This is a genomic window from Devosia sp. (assembly GCF_017307565.1).
Lineage (GTDB): Bacteria > Pseudomonadota > Alphaproteobacteria > Rhizobiales > Devosiaceae > Devosia.
The window spans coordinates 1-14062 of the sequence record NZ_JAFKHD010000407.1 but is presented as its reverse complement, the minus strand read 5'-3'; the positions used below and the strand labels follow the sequence as shown (position 1 = coordinate 14062).

Genomic DNA, 14062 nt, shown 5'->3' with positions numbered 1-14062 from the left:
CGAGGAAGAGGCCAAGGCTTACACCAAGGCCACTGGTATCAAGATCATCCGGCCGCTCGCATTCAACAGCGAGAAGCGCATCGCTCTGGGCACGAAACGATATGGCCTCGACAAGGGCGATGATGCGTTCCTGGCGCTGCTCAATCATGGCGGCGATGGCTTCCGTGGTCAGGGAGTAAACGAGGGCTTCGCAACGGTCACGAGAGCGCGTGATGCTCATGGCCTGGTCGTTCCTCACCTGATGACCATGCGCAACTCTGCCAAGCCGTTCTCGGCTGCGGACGAAGCCACCCATACGATCACCGCCGGCGGCGCTGGGCTTGCCGAAGTTGAAGCGACGATTGCACCGTTTCTGTCGCACGGCCAGCAGGGCGGCCGCAGCCGTTCCGCTGAAGAGCCTGTGCACACAATCGCAGCATCGGTGAAAGACACCAATCAGGTAGCTGCCGTCTTCTTGGCTCAGCACAATGGCGGTCCTCGCGGTCCCATTGGCCGTGCCGCCGACGCCCCTGCATCGACGCTGACCGTTGAAGGGTCGCAGCAGCAAGTCGTCTCAGCATTTCTTGCCCGCCAGTTCGGCGCTTCGGTCGGCCATGAGGCTACTGCGCCAAATGGAACCATCACCGCAGGCGGTGGCGGGAAAACTCAGGTGGTCTCCGCACATATGATTTCGATGAAGGGGAGCGATCGGCGTACCTCATCGGTCGAGGCGCCAGCAACCGCGTCTACTGCGCAGGGGCAGCATACCGGCGTCGTCATGCCGTTCATGACCGCCTATTTCGGTAGCGATGAGGTCGGCGCTGCGCCGGATGCTCCGGCACGCACTGTCACCGTCAAGCCGCGCTTCGGCCACGTTGAGGCAGAGGTCGAATTCCAGCCTTTGACTGAGGGTCAGCTTGAAGGCGCGCGCCGTGTCGCCGCGTTCATGCGCAAGTATGACTGCTGGGATGATCGCGAATTCGTCACGATGACGGTGCGCGGCGTTCAGTACATCATCGTCGACATCGGCATGCGTATGCTGACGCCCCGCGAGCTGGCCCGGGCGCAAGGCTTCCGCGATACCTACATCCTTGCGGCACCATTCAAGGTCGGCTTCCTCACCGAAACCGACCAGCGGCACAAAATCGGCAACTCGGTCTGCCCCGACATGGCCTATGCGCTGTTCCGTCGGAACTATCGGCCCAAGCCGCGCCTGGTTGTCGACAATGACCAAGGCTGGTTGCTCTTCACGAACACGGAAGAGAGGGCAGCAGCATGAGCGAAACCATGGATATGTTCAAAGGCGCACTGCAAGACCTTGCAGATAGTCCTCTCAGCAAGCGCCATGCGACTGGCTTTCAAATCCTCACTGAGGGTTTGCTGCGCCGTCTGTCGGAAAAAGGCCTGACGCTGGAAGAGTGTGCAGGCCGAAAGATGCTCAACCGGCCAGTTGCGACTCTCAAGGGGCACTGCACTCGGTTTGGTATTCGCTTCCCCGACTTCACCCCTGCCAACATGCGGAAGCATATCCAGTTCATGCCTTCTGGCGACTATCTGGAGCTGACCGGTGAGTTCGTGGCCGAGGTTGCGAGCGTGCTTGGCCTAGTGGTGACCAAGCGTGATGGCGTGGCGACATGCGGACTGCAGCGCCACGCGTTTCCAGACGCCAAGAATGCCCTGCGCAGTGCCGGCTTTGAGGCCAAGAAGGGCAAAGCGCCGAAGAAGCAGAAGGGTCAGGCCAATGGCTAAAGACCTCACGGCCAAAGACGTTCTCTACGCCCTGGAATATCTCGGTGACGCGCTGGTGCGCGTTCCAATCCGTGACGGCCGCGCCAAATGGCAGATGCGGAGTAGCGGGCATGTCGTGAAAGACGCCGTTGCGGCCAGCGTGCAGCTAAACGCGAACGTCGAGGCATACGCCGATCTCGGGCGCTCCATCATCAAGTGGAGGCGCGCAGCATGACCACCTTCCTCCAATCTCAGCACGATCAGAACAACAAGAAGGTCTGGCAGGGCCACAAGCCCAAGCCGTCTTCCAAATCCATCCTCCGTTCGATTGCCAAGGCAAAGGGGAGGGGGAAATGAGCTATGCCGCCCAGCTCCGTCATCACTATGCCGATGTGCGAAAGCGTCTGGTCGGAAGCCGTATAGCTCCGCCGCCCGCTCTGGCCCTCCTGCCACTGCCAGAAAGTCCGCCGGAGCCCGCCGAGCCGGTCATCGTGCCCATCGCGGTTGAGCGTGTCATTCAGACGCCCACGGTCATTGCTGCTCGCGTCGGCGGCGTCATGCATCAGAGCGAAGACCTGTTGCCGCTTCCGGACGCCGAGAAGTGGAAAGAGATCATCGCCGAAGTCTGCCGAAAGCACGGCATCGACTGGCTCGATATGGCATCGATCCGTCGCACCAAGGGAACGGCCGAGGCGCGTCATGAAGCAATGTACCGCATGCGCCATGAGACCACGATGTCACTGCCCGCCATCGGCCGAAAGCTTGGTGGCCGGGATCATTCAACAGTGATGTACGGCATCCGCAAGCATGCTGAGCGCATGGGGTACGCGCAATGAGCAGCAATCGCGCATGGATGCCCCTGCATATCGAGAATTACCTTGCCGACACCGGGCACCTGACCGCTGCCGAACACGGCGCGTACATGCTCCTGATCATGTCCTACTGGCGTGAAGGGGGCCTGCCGTCAGACGAGAGGCTGATCCAGCGCATGTCCCGACTTTCGAAGGACGAATGGGCCGAGAGCCGCGATGTGTTGGCCGCTCTTTTCCAGGAAGGTTGGACGCACAAGCGCATCGATACCGAGTTGGCCAAGGCCGATGAAATCATTGAAAAGCGCCGATCCGCTGCAAATGGCCGGCACTCCAAGAGCAAGGGGGATGCAAGTGCAGTGCATGTGCATAGCAAAAGCACTGATACGGGCGTGCCACCTAGAACCACAGAACCATCTTCTTCACTTCGTTCAGAAGATCCCCCCCCTAACCCCCAAGGGGGCGGGCAGGTCGATCTTTTCGGAAAATTGGTCGAGGTGATGCCGATCAATCCCGGCTCAAAGCTCGATCGTGCCGAGAAGTGGTTTCTTCGTCAGCCCGAGGCGACCAAGCGCGCCATCGTTGAGGCTGGAACTGCCTTTGCCGCTTGGTTCTGGGCAGATCAACGCCGCAAGAGCCGGTCAGATGGCGAGGCCCTTGGCTTTGCGCCTTCGCTCCACACCTGGCTATCCGAAGGCGGCTGGAAGTCTGTTTCCGAGATCCCGAGCGCTCAGCCAGTCGAACCTATGGTGAAGCTCGACCGAGAGCGAGACGAGGCGCTGTGGCTCGCATGCGAAGCCGTCATGGGCAAGAAAGCCCCAACCAGCGATAGCGCGTGGTCATTCCGCAAGAGTGTCGTGGAGCAGGCTCGCGCCTCTCTCGCGCAGGCAGGTGCCGCATGACCACCGAAACCGAACTGCTCGCCTGGCACATCCAATGGAGAACGAACCTCCGCTCCGCCATGCGCCTCTGGCTCAACGCCACTGGCTACAAGGATGGGTGTCGGCGCCTCACTGAACTGAAGGTAGTCCTCAATCAGCAGCCACCAAACGAACTGGTACGGGCAGGTGCCCAGTCAGAAAACCAACAGGAGAGCCATCATGGCTAAGGGCCGTCCGCGTAGGAGCAACGTTCGCCGCACCAAGTCTGGTGCAATCAGCCGCGCCAAAAGCGCTTACCAGGAAAATGCCGATGCCATTGCCCTGCGCATGCGGGTGTTCGGCCTCACCGAGAAGGAGGCTCGCGACCAAAAGGCGTCGACCTATGTTGGCCGCCTCTGCCTCGCCGGCCTGCGGAACAATACTGATGGTATCTCCCCTGCCCAGTACGATGCGGCAGTGGCCTATCTGGAGGCGCGGCAGAACTTCAAACGTGCTGTGAAGTCACCGGATGCACTCGCGACCGGAAATGGCGGCGCCAGCGGCGTTGAAGGCCCAGGCTATGACGAATGGTGCCAGCGCGCGGTTCGTAAATGGGAGGCTATTCAAACGGCAATTCAGACCGAGCAGGGCTTCCATGAGAACCGCGGCGCCAACATGTACGCCGCGGTTAACTACCTACTCGAGCGGGACGAGCAGATGCCGCATATGATCGGCGACCTTCGACTGGCGCTTAATGCGGTCGGGCACCATTTGGGAATGATCTCGCGGGAGAGAGCGATAACCGCTGCAGCGGCGTGAATAGTGGGCGACATCATGTCGCCCACTGAGTATCACGCGAACGCTGGCGCCAAACCCAAGCTCTCAGATTGCTTCGGAGCGCCGTTGGCCGGGTGGATGTCGCGGTAATAGTAGCAGTCGATGCCAGTTGCCTTGGTGTGGACTGGGCGGAACTTGTAACCGTCCAGCGCACGAAGGCCAGCTTCCGTAGCAGCCTTTGCGTAAACGAGGCCGCTTTTCGTCCTTGGCGAGTTATCCAACGCGGCCTTGAGGGCCCCCAGGATTTCATGCCGGGCTGGTTTTCCGATACCCACGATGCCCCCGATGTAAGTGGCATATGCGTAGCGAGGCTGCCGCGGAATGTCGTCTACATCAATGTCGACGACCTTGAAGCGATCCATATGAATTTTGGTGGCAAGGCTGCGATTGATCGGTATCACGAAGAAGTACCCGCACAACTCACGGGGCTGTCCTCCACCCACCCAATGCGCAGTCTTAAGGCCGGTACGGTGCCTTGCCAGTATTCTATGGATCTGGTCTGGAGGCGTGACGTCCTCGCCAAAATGACCGACCGCCAGTTCATAAACGGCTTGAACGTCTTCATGTCGGCAGGTCGAGATTTCAATGTGGCGGTCGCGGTGCCGTTTGAACCGTTCGTGAAGCGTGGAGCCGTAGCGAAACGCGACCCCCAAAGGGACGCAAGCTAAGCCAACAGCTGCTATTCCCAGAACGAGGGGATGTCCGCCGGCTACAGTGAAGTGGGAGATGCCCCCGGCGGTACCGAGGCAAACTCCAGAAGTCGTAAAAAGCCCCAGAGCAGGGCGGCTAATTGGTCGTCGGGCCATCGTCGTCCTCCTTCAGCAATGTACAGTTTGACACTACCATGACAGAGAACGGCCGACTTGATCGCTTTTAACCGATGGGCAATAGTAGTACTATTGCTTGCTAGGGTTTTGTTAACTAATATTCCCGCTCCTCGTTGGGCCGCTGGCGTTGACAGCAGTTCGCAAATCACACTAAATGCACGTAATGCGACGTTGATACTATCGTATCAAGCGACAGCCGCCCCGGTGACGAGGCGGCTTTTTTCATGTCCGCAGATATCCCTCCATCGAAAGGACTACCCCATGGCTCGCTATTCGCTGCGCCTGTTCAGTATTGCCTTTGCCGCCATCGCTACCGCTTTCGCCTATGTGGGCGAAGCACTGTCCATTGCTATCTCGAGCCTCGCCCGTTCCGCCGTCGCGCTCTATCAGCCGACTGCCCGCGAAACTCTCGAACTGGACCGCCTGGTTGCCCCCGTCACTGTGCTGCCCGCTCTGCGCAGTCGCTTCCGTGCCTTCATCGACCGCTTGCGCACCCATGCCGATTTCTCGTCCGGCCACTTTGACCCTGGCCGAATGGCTGCATAGCCGTTGATTGATTTCGGTCGGGCGCTTCGGCGCTCGGCCTGTTCAGCCAACTTGTGCAGGCAGTGACAGGTTCGATGAGCGGGCCGGAGAAATGGCTGTCCCGTCAGCGCTTGGTTCGCCTCAAATCATCGATGCGCGCTCTAGTCGCGGCGATCGCGTCTCGTCCGCTCTGAATGTACCTCTGGCTCGCAACAACAGGATCCTCGCCGTTCCACTCCATTTCGGCGCCGTGCTGCTCAACCCAACGTAGGTGTTCCTCCAGCTCATCGGACCTCAGTTCCCACTCGTCAGCTTCTTCGAGCGTGTGTGGCTTCAGCGCACTTTGGTCTTCAGCCATGCTCGTCCTCCCCAACCCAAGACATGAGAGCGTGGCATGAACAGGCCAATGCCGCCAGCGGGGACATCCGAGAATCCCGCCGATCTGCCTTTGCCCCGCGCCTGACCCATTCCCCAGCCCAATGATCGCCCGCTTGATACCATTTCAACTCGTGCAGAAACTGCACCAGTTCAATCGACTCCGTTTTGAGCTAATCATGGCGCGAGGCCAACAGCGTTTCTTATCCTGGCCGTGACGCCTATAGTGTGGATTGTGTTAGCGGGGGACCGAGTTCGCCCTTGCTCTCGCTAGCCCGATCCGTACCCCCTGCTTTACTGACGCCGGTGCTCCGTTAGACCATGAGAACAACCCAATCCGAGGACGATTTTGTTCTTGAAACGCCTCGCCTGATCCTACGTAGGCCGACATTTGAGGACTACAGTGGTTATGCCACCATCATGCAATCTCCTCGTTCCGTCCCCATGGGCGGCCCCCTAACACACCGCGAAACTTGGGGTATGTTTTGCCATTGCGTTGGCTCATGGACGATGTTCGGCTACGGGGCACTAGTGATCGTTTCGCGAGCAACCGGTGCCGACATCGGCATGGTGAGTGTCAATGGCGGTCCACTGTTCACCGAGCCCGAGCTTGGCTGGTATCTGTTCGACGGCTTTGAGGGGCACGGCTATGCTACCGAAGCTGCTGCAGCGCTGCGCGACTGGGCGTTGAACGAGTATGGCCTCCCGACGCTTGTCAGCTACTTTGCGCCCGACAATGAAAAATCGTTGGCGGTTGCTAGGCGACTAGGTGGGAAAGAGGACCACACGGCCGTTCCTCCTGACCCCACTGACCTCGTCTACCGCTATGCGAAGTAACAGTTTCGGCTGCTAAGCGGGCGGGTTCACCCCATTCCCCAGCCCTTGGCATAACAGCCTGGGTGGAATGACTGCTTGGCTCAGTAAACTAGTTGCAGAAAATCGATAACAATGGCCGAGATGGCGCCAGCGGCTGTGGTGAACACGCCCACCACGAATATTGAAGTGGCTCTGTCAAATTGGCGCTTGATCACGGAATCGTGGCGCAGAAGCCGAGTGAGGGCGTTTGCCTGAACTAGAATGCCAACGGAGATCAGAACCAGCGTCGGCAGGTCTATCAGTGTCCATGGCAGGGGATTATTAGCCCACTGGGTTATGAAATTCAGCGAAAACGCCAGCATTATCCCGACGACTGTCAGGGTGCCGTTTCTGAACAGCAATTCGACCTTCTGCTCAGGTATTTCCTGATCAGCCAAAGTGGTACTCCCAAAATCTATTCCCCATCCAAGGGTACGGCAGGCGCTGGCTAGCGACCAGGCATATGCAACCCCATGCTAAGAATTAGAACAAAACTATCGTCAAGTGCCAGGCCCGCTGGTGGCAAGAAATGGATTTGCTCATGGACCGCCCAAGGCCGCCAGAAAGCATCTTCGAGAACCCCGCCGAGCCGCTTTTCGCCCCGGCACCCGATCTAATCGAATGGCTGCAAGCCACATTCATCGCGAACGGCGCGCCGCTTCAGAACGAGGACCATAAGCACCTGGCTTGGGCATCACTTGGCGCGCTGTGGACCAACGTTCCAAACGGTCGCGCCGGTCGCCGCATCATCGGGCAGTGCGAAATGGGCCTGCCACCCATGAACAAATGGGGCAGGGCAAGGGTAGAGCGTCAACTGCTCGATTGGTTCGGTGGTCTGCCGGACTTCGTGCTGACATTCGACGCCGAGTACGCCCGTGATTGCAGCGATGCGGAGTTCATGGCCCTGGTTGAGCACGAGCTTTATCACGCGGGGCAGGAGCGCGATCCATTCGGCGCCCCGAAGTTCCGGAAGAACGGCGCGCCGGCATTCGCCATTCGCGGACATGACGTGGAAGAGTTCGTCGGCGTGGTTCGTCGGTACGGCGCGGGTGCTGCAGGTGTTCAAGAGATGGTCGATGCAGCCAATGCTCGGCCGGAGATTGCAGACGTCAAGATCGCCCTGGCATGCGGAACATGTCGTTTACGGGCCGCGTAAGCCTAACTGTGTTGGTCCCACCATGCCATGTAGACGGTATGCACTGGTGCGAGTGGCTCCGCTGACGACGGACCTTGGCTTTTGGTATATGGCAGTGCCCGGTGGTACTGGCTGTACTTTCTATACAGCATTCGCGATTTGTCGGCCTTGATGGCGTCTTGAAGCGTTTTCTCAAGCAGATGGGCATCGGCCAATGTTAGGCCGTTCGCGAGGATGACCATGTACTGGTACTCGTGCTGCTTGCCGTATTCCGCCAGGCGTTGCCGTAGCGGTCTCCGGGTATACCCGATCATGAACTCTTTGACGTACCTCGAAGCGGCGATGCACCATACCGTATTCAAGTAGTGCTCGATGGTCGCTTCTCTCAGCATAAGCCTCTCCCCTGACCGGAGCCTGACATACCAATGGCAAAAGGCAAGCTCTCGGAAGAGGTAAAAACGTTTGTTGTCCAGAGTTTAGCTTGCTTCGATAGCCCATCCGTGGTGGTCGCGGCGGTCAAACAGGAATACGGCGAGACAATTACTCGGCAGGCTGTTGAGGGATACGACCCGAACAAGCGGGCGGGGTCGAACCTCGCGGATAAGTGGCGACAGGTGTTCGAAGAGACCCGCAAGACATTCTTAGAGGACACAAGCAAGATCGCAATCAGCCATCGCGCCGTACGCCTCCGTGCCTTGCAGCGCATGGCAGAGAAGGCAGAGAGCCAAGGCAACATGCCTCTCGCCGCATCGCTCATGGAGCAGGCTGCCAAGGAGGTTGGTGACAGCTACACGAACCGCCGCGAGCTCACCGGGAAGGATGGAAAGGATTTGCCGGTGCCAGTGTCACCGGTGACGATCTTCCAGTTGCCCGACAATGGCAGAGGTTGAGGCAGGGCAGGGCGCCCAAACAATCATTCGACCCCAGCCGGGGCCACAGACGACGTTCCTTGCCTCACCGGCGGATATCGCGATCTACGGAGGCTCGGCAGGCGGCGGCAAGACTTGGGCGCTCCTGATGGAGCCGCTTCGCCATGTTGCGAACCCGCAGTTCGGCGCCGTGTTCTTCCGGCGCACGCTGGTCCAAGTCCGAAACGAAGGCGGGTTGTGGGACGAGAGCGAAAAGCTCTATCCGAACCTGTCGGCCAAGGCGCGCAGTGCTCCCGATCTGTCATGGACCTTCCCGTCCGGCGCATCGGTAGCGTTTGCGCATCTGGAACACGAGAAGTCGGCCCAGAACTGGCAGGGCTCGCAAATCCCGCTCATCTGCTTCGATGAGCTGACACACTTCACGGCCAAGCAGTTTTGGTACCTGCTCAGCCGCAACCGATCGATGTCAGGTGTTCGGCCCTATGTAAGGGCGACGTGCAATCCCGACGCTGACAGCTGGGTTGCCGAGTTCATTTCGTGGTGGATCAACCAGGCTTCGGGCCTGCCTATCCCCGAGCGGGCCGGTGTGCTGCGCTGGTTCGTTCGCATAGGCGACAAGATCATCTGGGCGGACAAGCCTGAGGAGCTTTCCCAGTACACGGCGCCAAACGAGGACGGCATCGAAACGCCGATCCCGCCAAAGTCGGTGACGTTCATTCCGGCCAAGTTGAGCGACAACCGCGCGCTCATGGCGGCCGATCCGGGCTATCTCGCCAACCTCATGGCGCTGCCGACGGTGGAGCGGGAACGCCTTCTCGGCGGCAACTGGAAAATCCGGCCCGCTGCTGGCCTGCTGTTTCAGCGTGGCTGGTGCCAGGTCATAGATGCGGTACCCGCTGGCGTCCGATGGATGCGTGGCTGGGACTTGGCAGCAACGCCGAAGGTTGAAGGCAACGATCCAGACGGCACTGCCGGCACAAAGATCGGCAAGTTACCGGACGGCCGGTATGTCGTTGGCCATCACACCAAGGCGTATCTGTCGCCCAACGGCGTCGAGACGCTGATCAAGAACACTGCCGACCAGGATGGGCGTGAGACGGAAATTTCGTTGCCGCAGGATCCGGGGCAGGCGGGTAAGTCGCAGGTCGCGAACCTGATCAAGCTGCTGTCCGGCTTCACGGCACGGGCCACGCCCGAAAGCGGCGACAAGGTTACACGGTTCAGCCCGTTCTCAGCTCAAGCCGAGGCGGGCAACGTTTTGGTCCTTCGAGGGGCTTGGAACGAGGACTGGTTTACGGCGCTTGAGGGCTTCCCAGAGGCGACACATGACGACGACGCGGACAGCACCAGCCGCGCTTTCAACGCGCTTATCGAAAACAAGACTGGCCCGGCTTCGTCAGCTGTATTCACGGGGTTCCTCTGATGACCTTCGACATTAAAGTCAGACACCCAGCCTATGATCAGTTCGCGCCCTCCTGGGAGCTGATGCGCGCCGCGTTCAGTGGTGAAGACGACATCAAGAAGGCGGGCGCCAAGTATCTGCCGATAAAGACCGGCCTTGCGAAGCTCATGGAGAGCACTTCGCACCGGGCCTTGGCGTTGGCCGCATATGATGCCTACAAGGCGCGTGCCGAGTTCCCTGACCTTGTGGCGCTCACTGTGCGCGGTGCGGTAGGCACCATTCTCGACCAGGCGGCGGAAATCGAGCTGCCGAGCGCGCTTGAGCCGCTGCGGGCGAAGGCAACACGAGACGGTCTAACACTGGAAGCTCTGCATCGGCGCATCGCCACAGAGCTTATGACTACAGGCCGCTACGGCATCCTTCCGGGGATCGATGCGGCGGGCAATCCATACCTTGCAGGGTACGTGTCAGAGTCCATCATCAACTGGGACGTAGACGACAATCAGGCCGCAGATTTCGTGGTACTCGATGAAAGCGGCATGGTCCGTGACCGGGCAACCAACGAGTGGGCGAAAAAAGAGCAATACCGCGAATGCTACCTGGACGCCGGGCGCTACATGGCTCGTGTCTGGTCCGGTGCGGATGGAAAATTTGAACCCGGTGAGGAGGTCACCGCGCAGGACCGCAAGCGCCGGCCCTTGGGCTTCCTACCGTTCGTTTTCATTAACACCAATGACCTTCGCCCTGACCCCGACGATGTGCCGCTGTACGGCCTCGCCAAGCTCTCTGTCCGCATCTACCAGCTCGACGCTGATCTGCGTCAGACGCTGCATTACACCGCCGAGCCGACCCCTGTTGTCTCCGGCTATGAGAACCCGCAAGACGCGATCGATAAAGGCCACGTCCCCCAGGGTATCGGTGGTGCAAACATATGGGTTCTACCCAAGGACGGTGACGGCAAGTTCCTTGAGTTCACGGGTGCCGGCGCCGAGGCTCAGCACGGCGAGATCAAAGCGGCCTATGACCGGGCGGTTATGTTCGGCGCGCAGATGCTCGCAGAGAAGGGTGGCGCAAACGAAAGTGGCGAGGCCAAGCGCGTTCGGCTCGATAGCCAGCACTCAACGCTCAAGGGCATTGCTATGACTTCGGCCTCGGGGCTTGAAAGGGCACTTAAGAACGTCGCTGTTTGGATGGGCGCTAACCCTGACGAAGTGAAGGTCACGCCAAACTTGGACTTCTTCGACCACTCGCTCTCGGGGCAGGAGATCACTGCCATCGTCGCGGCCTGGCAGTCTACGGCCATCTCGTGGCGTTCTGCATTCGACCGGCTTAAGGCAGGTGGCGTGGTGCCACTGGATCGCACCGCAGAGGACGAGCTGGCGCTAATGGATAAGGATCAGTTCGGAGAGGACGCCTCGCCCGACATTCTGCCAAAGGTGGGACAGAGGGCGGCATAGGGCGGCATAGGGTCGGACCCAAGCAGTGGGTGTGTGCCCACGGCTTGGCGCGGGGGAAGGCCACAAAGCTGATCGGATAGTCGCGTATCTGCCACTTTCGTTTCGCATCCTCGCTTGCGAGGAGATCAGACGATGCGATTGATTGCTGCCCTTTTTCTTCTGGCACCAATGGCTTTCACGGCCGCCGAGGCAATGGAGACGGTGCAGCCGAATGACGTCGCCATGGAGGCCGACCCGGCGCCGCCATGGACGTATTGGGCGCCTGAAGGTTCCACCGTGATCAACCATCCACGAGTTGATGGCGTGTGGATCGCCGAGGTAGATGGAGAGCAAACGACCTACTATTTCGGCGATCAGTGCAAGGCGTCAGAGTATCAGGCATTCATCGGCCGAACGCTGGACCAGTTCCCGCGAGAAGGCTTTGCCGAAAGGCTGCGCTCGGCCTGCACCGAATGCGCCGTGACCTCTGATTTGCGGTTTGATCGGCTCAACGTCTGGTTCGACAAGGACACGAACTTGATCGAGGAAGTGTCTTGTGGGTGACGGATCAAGTGTTGCGTTTGTTCCTGCTAGCTGGTGCGTCGGAAGTTAGAAACTAGTCGGTCATGTCGTGACGAGCGCAGGCCTCGGCCCATTGCAACATGGTGTAAGATGAACCCCGCTCGTTGACGAGGTACCACGCTGCCGCATAGTCGGCCTCTTGCGAGAAATCATCGCTCCAACGTCGCATGATGCCTTTCAAGCGATTTCCGGCTTCGTCCCACTCCTTGCAGACGAAGGTGTAGGTGTCCTGCGCATCGGTAATCCTGACGCCGCTCGCAAACGTCATGTCGCCTTCATCGAATTCGTCCCGCCAGATCCCGTCCACGGAGACCGGCGGATCGAAGTAGAGCCATTCCGATTGCTGAATTGGCCATTTCTCATACGTGAACTGCTGCGCCAGAGCTGGCGATGCCAGGCACGCAAAGGCGGCGGTAAGAACGGTCGCTAGTCTCAACTTCGATCCCCCAAGTTTGGGGGCGATCATCCAGCCAATCCGTAAATTAGTGGTTCTGGCCGCCCCTCAGCCGCGTTGTGGGCGGCTTTTTCATGCCCGCGAGACGGGCGCAACCATGGAGAGCCCGATGGGCCTGAAATCGATCTATTCGGCTGCCGACGAAATCCCGGCCGAACACAAGGACTTCTACAAGGAGGACGGAGACAAGTTCGTCCTCGACATCGACGGGATCGATGATCACCCCAAGGTGCGCGGTGTCATCACTGCCAATCGCGCCAACGTCGCCAAGCGCGACGAGTACAAGGCCAAGGCCGCCGACCTCGAGGCCAGGCTGGCGGAAATCCCCGAAGGTTTCAACGTCGAGGAATATCTGGCGCTCAAGGCCGCAGCTGGTGAGGGCGGTGATGACGAAAAGAAGCGCCTCAACGACGAACACATTCAGTCGCAGAAGCAGCTCTATGAGCAGCGCATCACCAACCTGACCAAAAAGCACGGCGACGAGCTGTCGGCCAGGGACGCGATTATCGGCGAGCAGAACTCGTACATCGACCGTTCCGTCGCCGAGGCTGGCCTGAAGTCGTCTCTGCTCGACGTTGGCGTTGACCCCGAACTTCTCGACGGCGCACTCGCTTACCTCAAGCCTTCCGTGAAGGTGCAGCGTAGCGAAGATGGCAGTCGCAAGGCTATCGTGGAAACCGATCTCGGAGAGATTGCCGTCCCGGAATTCGTCAAGGACTGGGCTCAGTCCAAGGGCAAAGCCTTTCTGGCCAAACCGACCGGGCCGAGCCCGGAAGGCAACAACGGCAGCGGGCGCAGCGCCAAGCTCCCCGCAGGCGACTTCGGCGGTGACAAGTCCGAACGTGCCAAGGCAATCGCCTCAAGATTCCCAGAGCTGGCTCAGTAGCCGGCTCTTTTCTTTGGCTGCCCTCGATGGGGTGCGGCCCGGCGCGATGCGCCTCTCAGCCGGTCTGACGGCACCCCACTCCCACCATCATGAACATTGAGGTTCAGCTATGTCCCTGTCTCAGATGCAGGTCTTCAACAAGTACATCATGCCGGCGACGATCGAGACGCTGGCTCAGCTCGTTGACAAGTTCAACGGCGCTTCGGGCGGCGCGATCCGCCTGACCACTGAGGGCTTCGAAGGCGATTTCCTCCAGGAATCTTTCTATGCCGCAATCCACTCGGCGCGCCGCCGTGTTGACCGCTACGCGACCAACGCCAATTCTACGCCGACGGACCTGACCCAGCTCAAGCATTCGTCGGTCAAGGTGGCGGGTGGCTTCGGCCCGGTGCGGTTCGAGCCGTCGCAGATGACCTGGCTCAACAAACCGACCGCCGAGGGCGTCGAGGTGGCATCCCGCAACTTCGCCGAGGCGTTGCTGCAGGACCAGCTCAACACTGCAG

The 14062-nt window shown here is 59.8% G+C and carries 22 protein-coding genes; 17 read left to right on the top strand and 5 right to left on the bottom strand.

From position 1 onward, the window contains the following. From J0I64_RS16650 to J0I64_RS16615, 8 genes are all read left to right on the top strand, one after another. The coding region (locus J0I64_RS16650; RefSeq protein WP_291410241.1) for a DNA cytosine methyltransferase at positions 1-1258 on the top strand (1258 nt) is incomplete at its 5' end. Next, complete coding sequence (locus J0I64_RS16645) at positions 1255-1728, top strand: hypothetical protein (protein ID WP_291410239.1); 474 nt, start codon at positions 1255-1257, stop codon at positions 1726-1728. The genes J0I64_RS16650 and J0I64_RS16645, both read left to right, overlap by 4 nt. After that, positions 1721-1942 (top strand): hypothetical protein, encoded by a 222-nt coding sequence (locus J0I64_RS16640; RefSeq protein WP_291410237.1) that lies wholly within the window; start codon positions 1721-1723, stop codon positions 1940-1942. Before J0I64_RS16645 ends, J0I64_RS16640 begins: the two co-directional genes overlap by 8 nt. After that, positions 1939-2064, top strand: a complete 126-nt coding sequence (locus J0I64_RS16635; RefSeq protein ID WP_291410235.1) for a hypothetical protein — start codon at positions 1939-1941, stop codon at positions 2062-2064. Before J0I64_RS16640 ends, J0I64_RS16635 begins: the two co-directional genes overlap by 4 nt. Continuing rightward, positions 2061-2543, top strand: a complete 483-nt coding sequence (locus J0I64_RS16630) for a helix-turn-helix domain-containing protein (RefSeq protein WP_291410233.1) — start codon at positions 2061-2063, stop codon at positions 2541-2543. The genes J0I64_RS16635 and J0I64_RS16630 overlap by 4 nt, the downstream gene beginning before the upstream one ends. Next, complete coding sequence (locus tag J0I64_RS16625; RefSeq protein ID WP_291410232.1) at positions 2540-3418, top strand: YdaU family protein; 879 nt, start codon at positions 2540-2542, stop codon at positions 3416-3418. The genes J0I64_RS16630 and J0I64_RS16625 overlap by 4 nt, the downstream gene beginning before the upstream one ends. Continuing rightward, positions 3415-3624: a hypothetical protein gene (locus J0I64_RS16620; protein WP_291410230.1), complete on the top strand. Its 210-nt coding sequence runs from the start codon at positions 3415-3417 to the stop codon at positions 3622-3624. The genes J0I64_RS16625 and J0I64_RS16620 overlap by 4 nt, the downstream gene beginning before the upstream one ends. Then, positions 3617-4195, top strand: coding sequence for a hypothetical protein (locus J0I64_RS16615; RefSeq protein WP_291410228.1), 579 nt, complete (start codon positions 3617-3619; stop codon positions 4193-4195). The genes J0I64_RS16620 and J0I64_RS16615 overlap by 8 nt, the downstream gene beginning before the upstream one ends. 32 nt (positions 4196-4227) lie before the next feature. Here the strand turns inward: J0I64_RS16615 and J0I64_RS16610 are convergent, their stop codons facing one another. Further along, positions 4228-5019 carry a hypothetical protein gene (locus tag J0I64_RS16610; protein WP_291410226.1) on the bottom strand — a complete coding sequence of 264 codons (792 nt, stop codon included), beginning with the start codon at positions 5017-5019 and terminating at the stop codon, positions 4228-4230. A gap of 282 nt (positions 5020-5301) precedes the next feature. Between J0I64_RS16610 and J0I64_RS16605 the strand changes: the two genes are divergently transcribed. Further along, a complete protein-coding gene (locus tag J0I64_RS16605; RefSeq protein ID WP_291410224.1) occupies positions 5302-5586 on the top strand; it encodes a hypothetical protein in 285 nt (94 codons plus the stop codon). Between the two features lie 103 nt (positions 5587-5689). Here the strand turns inward: J0I64_RS16605 and J0I64_RS16600 are convergent, their stop codons facing one another. Then, on the bottom strand, positions 5690-5923 hold the full coding sequence (locus J0I64_RS16600; RefSeq protein WP_291410222.1) for a hypothetical protein: 234 nt from the start codon (positions 5921-5923) through the stop codon (positions 5690-5692). Between the two features lie 338 nt (positions 5924-6261). On the opposite strand from J0I64_RS16600, the gene J0I64_RS16595 reads away from it, so the two are divergent. Further along, a complete protein-coding gene (locus J0I64_RS16595) occupies positions 6262-6777 on the top strand; it encodes a GNAT family N-acetyltransferase (RefSeq protein WP_291410220.1) in 516 nt (171 codons plus the stop codon). Between the two features lie 80 nt (positions 6778-6857). On the opposite strand, the gene J0I64_RS16590 is transcribed toward J0I64_RS16595, so the two are convergent. After that, positions 6858-7193 (bottom strand): hypothetical protein, encoded by a 336-nt coding sequence (locus J0I64_RS16590; RefSeq protein ID WP_291410218.1) that lies wholly within the window; start codon positions 7191-7193, stop codon positions 6858-6860. Between the two features lie 131 nt (positions 7194-7324). On the opposite strand from J0I64_RS16590, the gene J0I64_RS16585 reads away from it, so the two are divergent. Next, entirely contained in the window at positions 7325-7951 is a 627-nt protein-coding gene (locus J0I64_RS16585) for a putative metallopeptidase (RefSeq protein ID WP_291410216.1), read from the top strand. Between the two features lie 2 nt (positions 7952-7953). On the opposite strand, the gene J0I64_RS16580 is transcribed toward J0I64_RS16585, so the two are convergent. Beyond that, positions 7954-8322 (bottom strand): hypothetical protein, encoded by a 369-nt coding sequence (locus J0I64_RS16580; protein WP_291410214.1) that lies wholly within the window; start codon positions 8320-8322, stop codon positions 7954-7956. Positions 8323-8355: 33 nt separating this feature from the next. Between J0I64_RS16580 and J0I64_RS16575 the strand changes: the two genes are divergently transcribed. The 4 genes from J0I64_RS16575 to J0I64_RS16560 all read left to right on the top strand — a co-directional run bounded on the left by J0I64_RS16575 (position 8356) and on the right by J0I64_RS16560 (position 12201). Then, a complete protein-coding gene (locus tag J0I64_RS16575; RefSeq protein WP_291410213.1) occupies positions 8356-8820 on the top strand; it encodes a DUF2280 domain-containing protein in 465 nt (154 codons plus the stop codon). Then, positions 8807-10222: a phage terminase large subunit gene (gene terL, locus J0I64_RS16570; protein WP_291410211.1), complete on the top strand. Its 1416-nt coding sequence runs from the start codon at positions 8807-8809 to the stop codon at positions 10220-10222. The genes J0I64_RS16575 and terL overlap by 14 nt, the downstream gene beginning before the upstream one ends. Next, the gene (locus J0I64_RS16565) at positions 10222-11658 is read left to right on the top strand and encodes a DUF4055 domain-containing protein (protein WP_291410209.1); all 1437 of its coding nucleotides are present in this window, start codon (positions 10222-10224) and stop codon (positions 11656-11658) included. Before terL ends, J0I64_RS16565 begins: the two co-directional genes overlap by 1 nt. A gap of 132 nt (positions 11659-11790) precedes the next feature. Then, positions 11791-12201, top strand: a complete 411-nt coding sequence (locus J0I64_RS16560; RefSeq protein ID WP_291410206.1) for a hypothetical protein — start codon at positions 11791-11793, stop codon at positions 12199-12201. A gap of 52 nt (positions 12202-12253) precedes the next feature. Here the strand turns inward: J0I64_RS16560 and J0I64_RS16555 are convergent, their stop codons facing one another. After that, a complete protein-coding gene (locus tag J0I64_RS16555) occupies positions 12254-12685 on the bottom strand; it encodes a hypothetical protein (RefSeq protein ID WP_291410204.1) in 432 nt (143 codons plus the stop codon). 97 nt (positions 12686-12782) lie between these two features. Between J0I64_RS16555 and J0I64_RS16550 the strand changes: the two genes are divergently transcribed. Then, positions 12783-13559 carry a hypothetical protein gene (locus tag J0I64_RS16550; protein WP_291410202.1) on the top strand — a complete coding sequence of 259 codons (777 nt, stop codon included), beginning with the start codon at positions 12783-12785 and terminating at the stop codon, positions 13557-13559. A 109-nt stretch (positions 13560-13668) separates the two neighbouring features. Next, the coding region (locus J0I64_RS16545) for a major capsid protein (protein ID WP_291410200.1) at positions 13669-14062 on the top strand (394 nt) is incomplete at its 3' end.

Coding starts and splice junctions, on each gene's coding strand:
- J0I64_RS16595 (WP_291410220.1), top strand. CDS start 6,262: ATGAGAACAACCCAATCCGAGGACGATTTTGTTCTTGAAACGCCTCGC.
- J0I64_RS16645 (WP_291410239.1), top strand. CDS start 1,255: ATGAGCGAAACCATGGATATGTTCAAAGGCGCACTGCAAGACCTTGCA.
- terL (WP_291410211.1), top strand. CDS start 8,807: ATGGCAGAGGTTGAGGCAGGGCAGGGCGCCCAAACAATCATTCGACCC.
- J0I64_RS16555 (WP_291410204.1), bottom strand. CDS start 12,685: ATGATCGCCCCCAAACTTGGGGGATCGAAGTTGAGACTAGCGACCGTT.
- J0I64_RS16635 (WP_291410235.1), top strand. CDS start 1,939: ATGACCACCTTCCTCCAATCTCAGCACGATCAGAACAACAAGAAGGTC.
- J0I64_RS16615 (WP_291410228.1), top strand. CDS start 3,617: ATGGCTAAGGGCCGTCCGCGTAGGAGCAACGTTCGCCGCACCAAGTCT.
- J0I64_RS16585 (WP_291410216.1), top strand. CDS start 7,325: ATGGATTTGCTCATGGACCGCCCAAGGCCGCCAGAAAGCATCTTCGAG.
- J0I64_RS16640 (WP_291410237.1), top strand. CDS start 1,721: ATGGCTAAAGACCTCACGGCCAAAGACGTTCTCTACGCCCTGGAATAT.
- J0I64_RS16620 (WP_291410230.1), top strand. CDS start 3,415: ATGACCACCGAAACCGAACTGCTCGCCTGGCACATCCAATGGAGAACG.
- J0I64_RS16560 (WP_291410206.1), top strand. CDS start 11,791: ATGCGATTGATTGCTGCCCTTTTTCTTCTGGCACCAATGGCTTTCACG.
- J0I64_RS16580 (WP_291410214.1), bottom strand. CDS start 8,322: ATGCTGAGAGAAGCGACCATCGAGCACTACTTGAATACGGTATGGTGC.
- J0I64_RS16610 (WP_291410226.1), bottom strand. CDS start 5,019: ATGGCCCGACGACCAATTAGCCGCCCTGCTCTGGGGCTTTTTACGACT.
- J0I64_RS16575 (WP_291410213.1), top strand. CDS start 8,356: ATGGCAAAAGGCAAGCTCTCGGAAGAGGTAAAAACGTTTGTTGTCCAG.
- J0I64_RS16550 (WP_291410202.1), top strand. CDS start 12,783: ATGGGCCTGAAATCGATCTATTCGGCTGCCGACGAAATCCCGGCCGAA.
- J0I64_RS16605 (WP_291410224.1), top strand. CDS start 5,302: ATGGCTCGCTATTCGCTGCGCCTGTTCAGTATTGCCTTTGCCGCCATC.
- J0I64_RS16600 (WP_291410222.1), bottom strand. CDS start 5,923: ATGGCTGAAGACCAAAGTGCGCTGAAGCCACACACGCTCGAAGAAGCT.
- J0I64_RS16630 (WP_291410233.1), top strand. CDS start 2,061: ATGAGCTATGCCGCCCAGCTCCGTCATCACTATGCCGATGTGCGAAAG.
- J0I64_RS16625 (WP_291410232.1), top strand. CDS start 2,540: ATGAGCAGCAATCGCGCATGGATGCCCCTGCATATCGAGAATTACCTT.
- J0I64_RS16565 (WP_291410209.1), top strand. CDS start 10,222: ATGACCTTCGACATTAAAGTCAGACACCCAGCCTATGATCAGTTCGCG.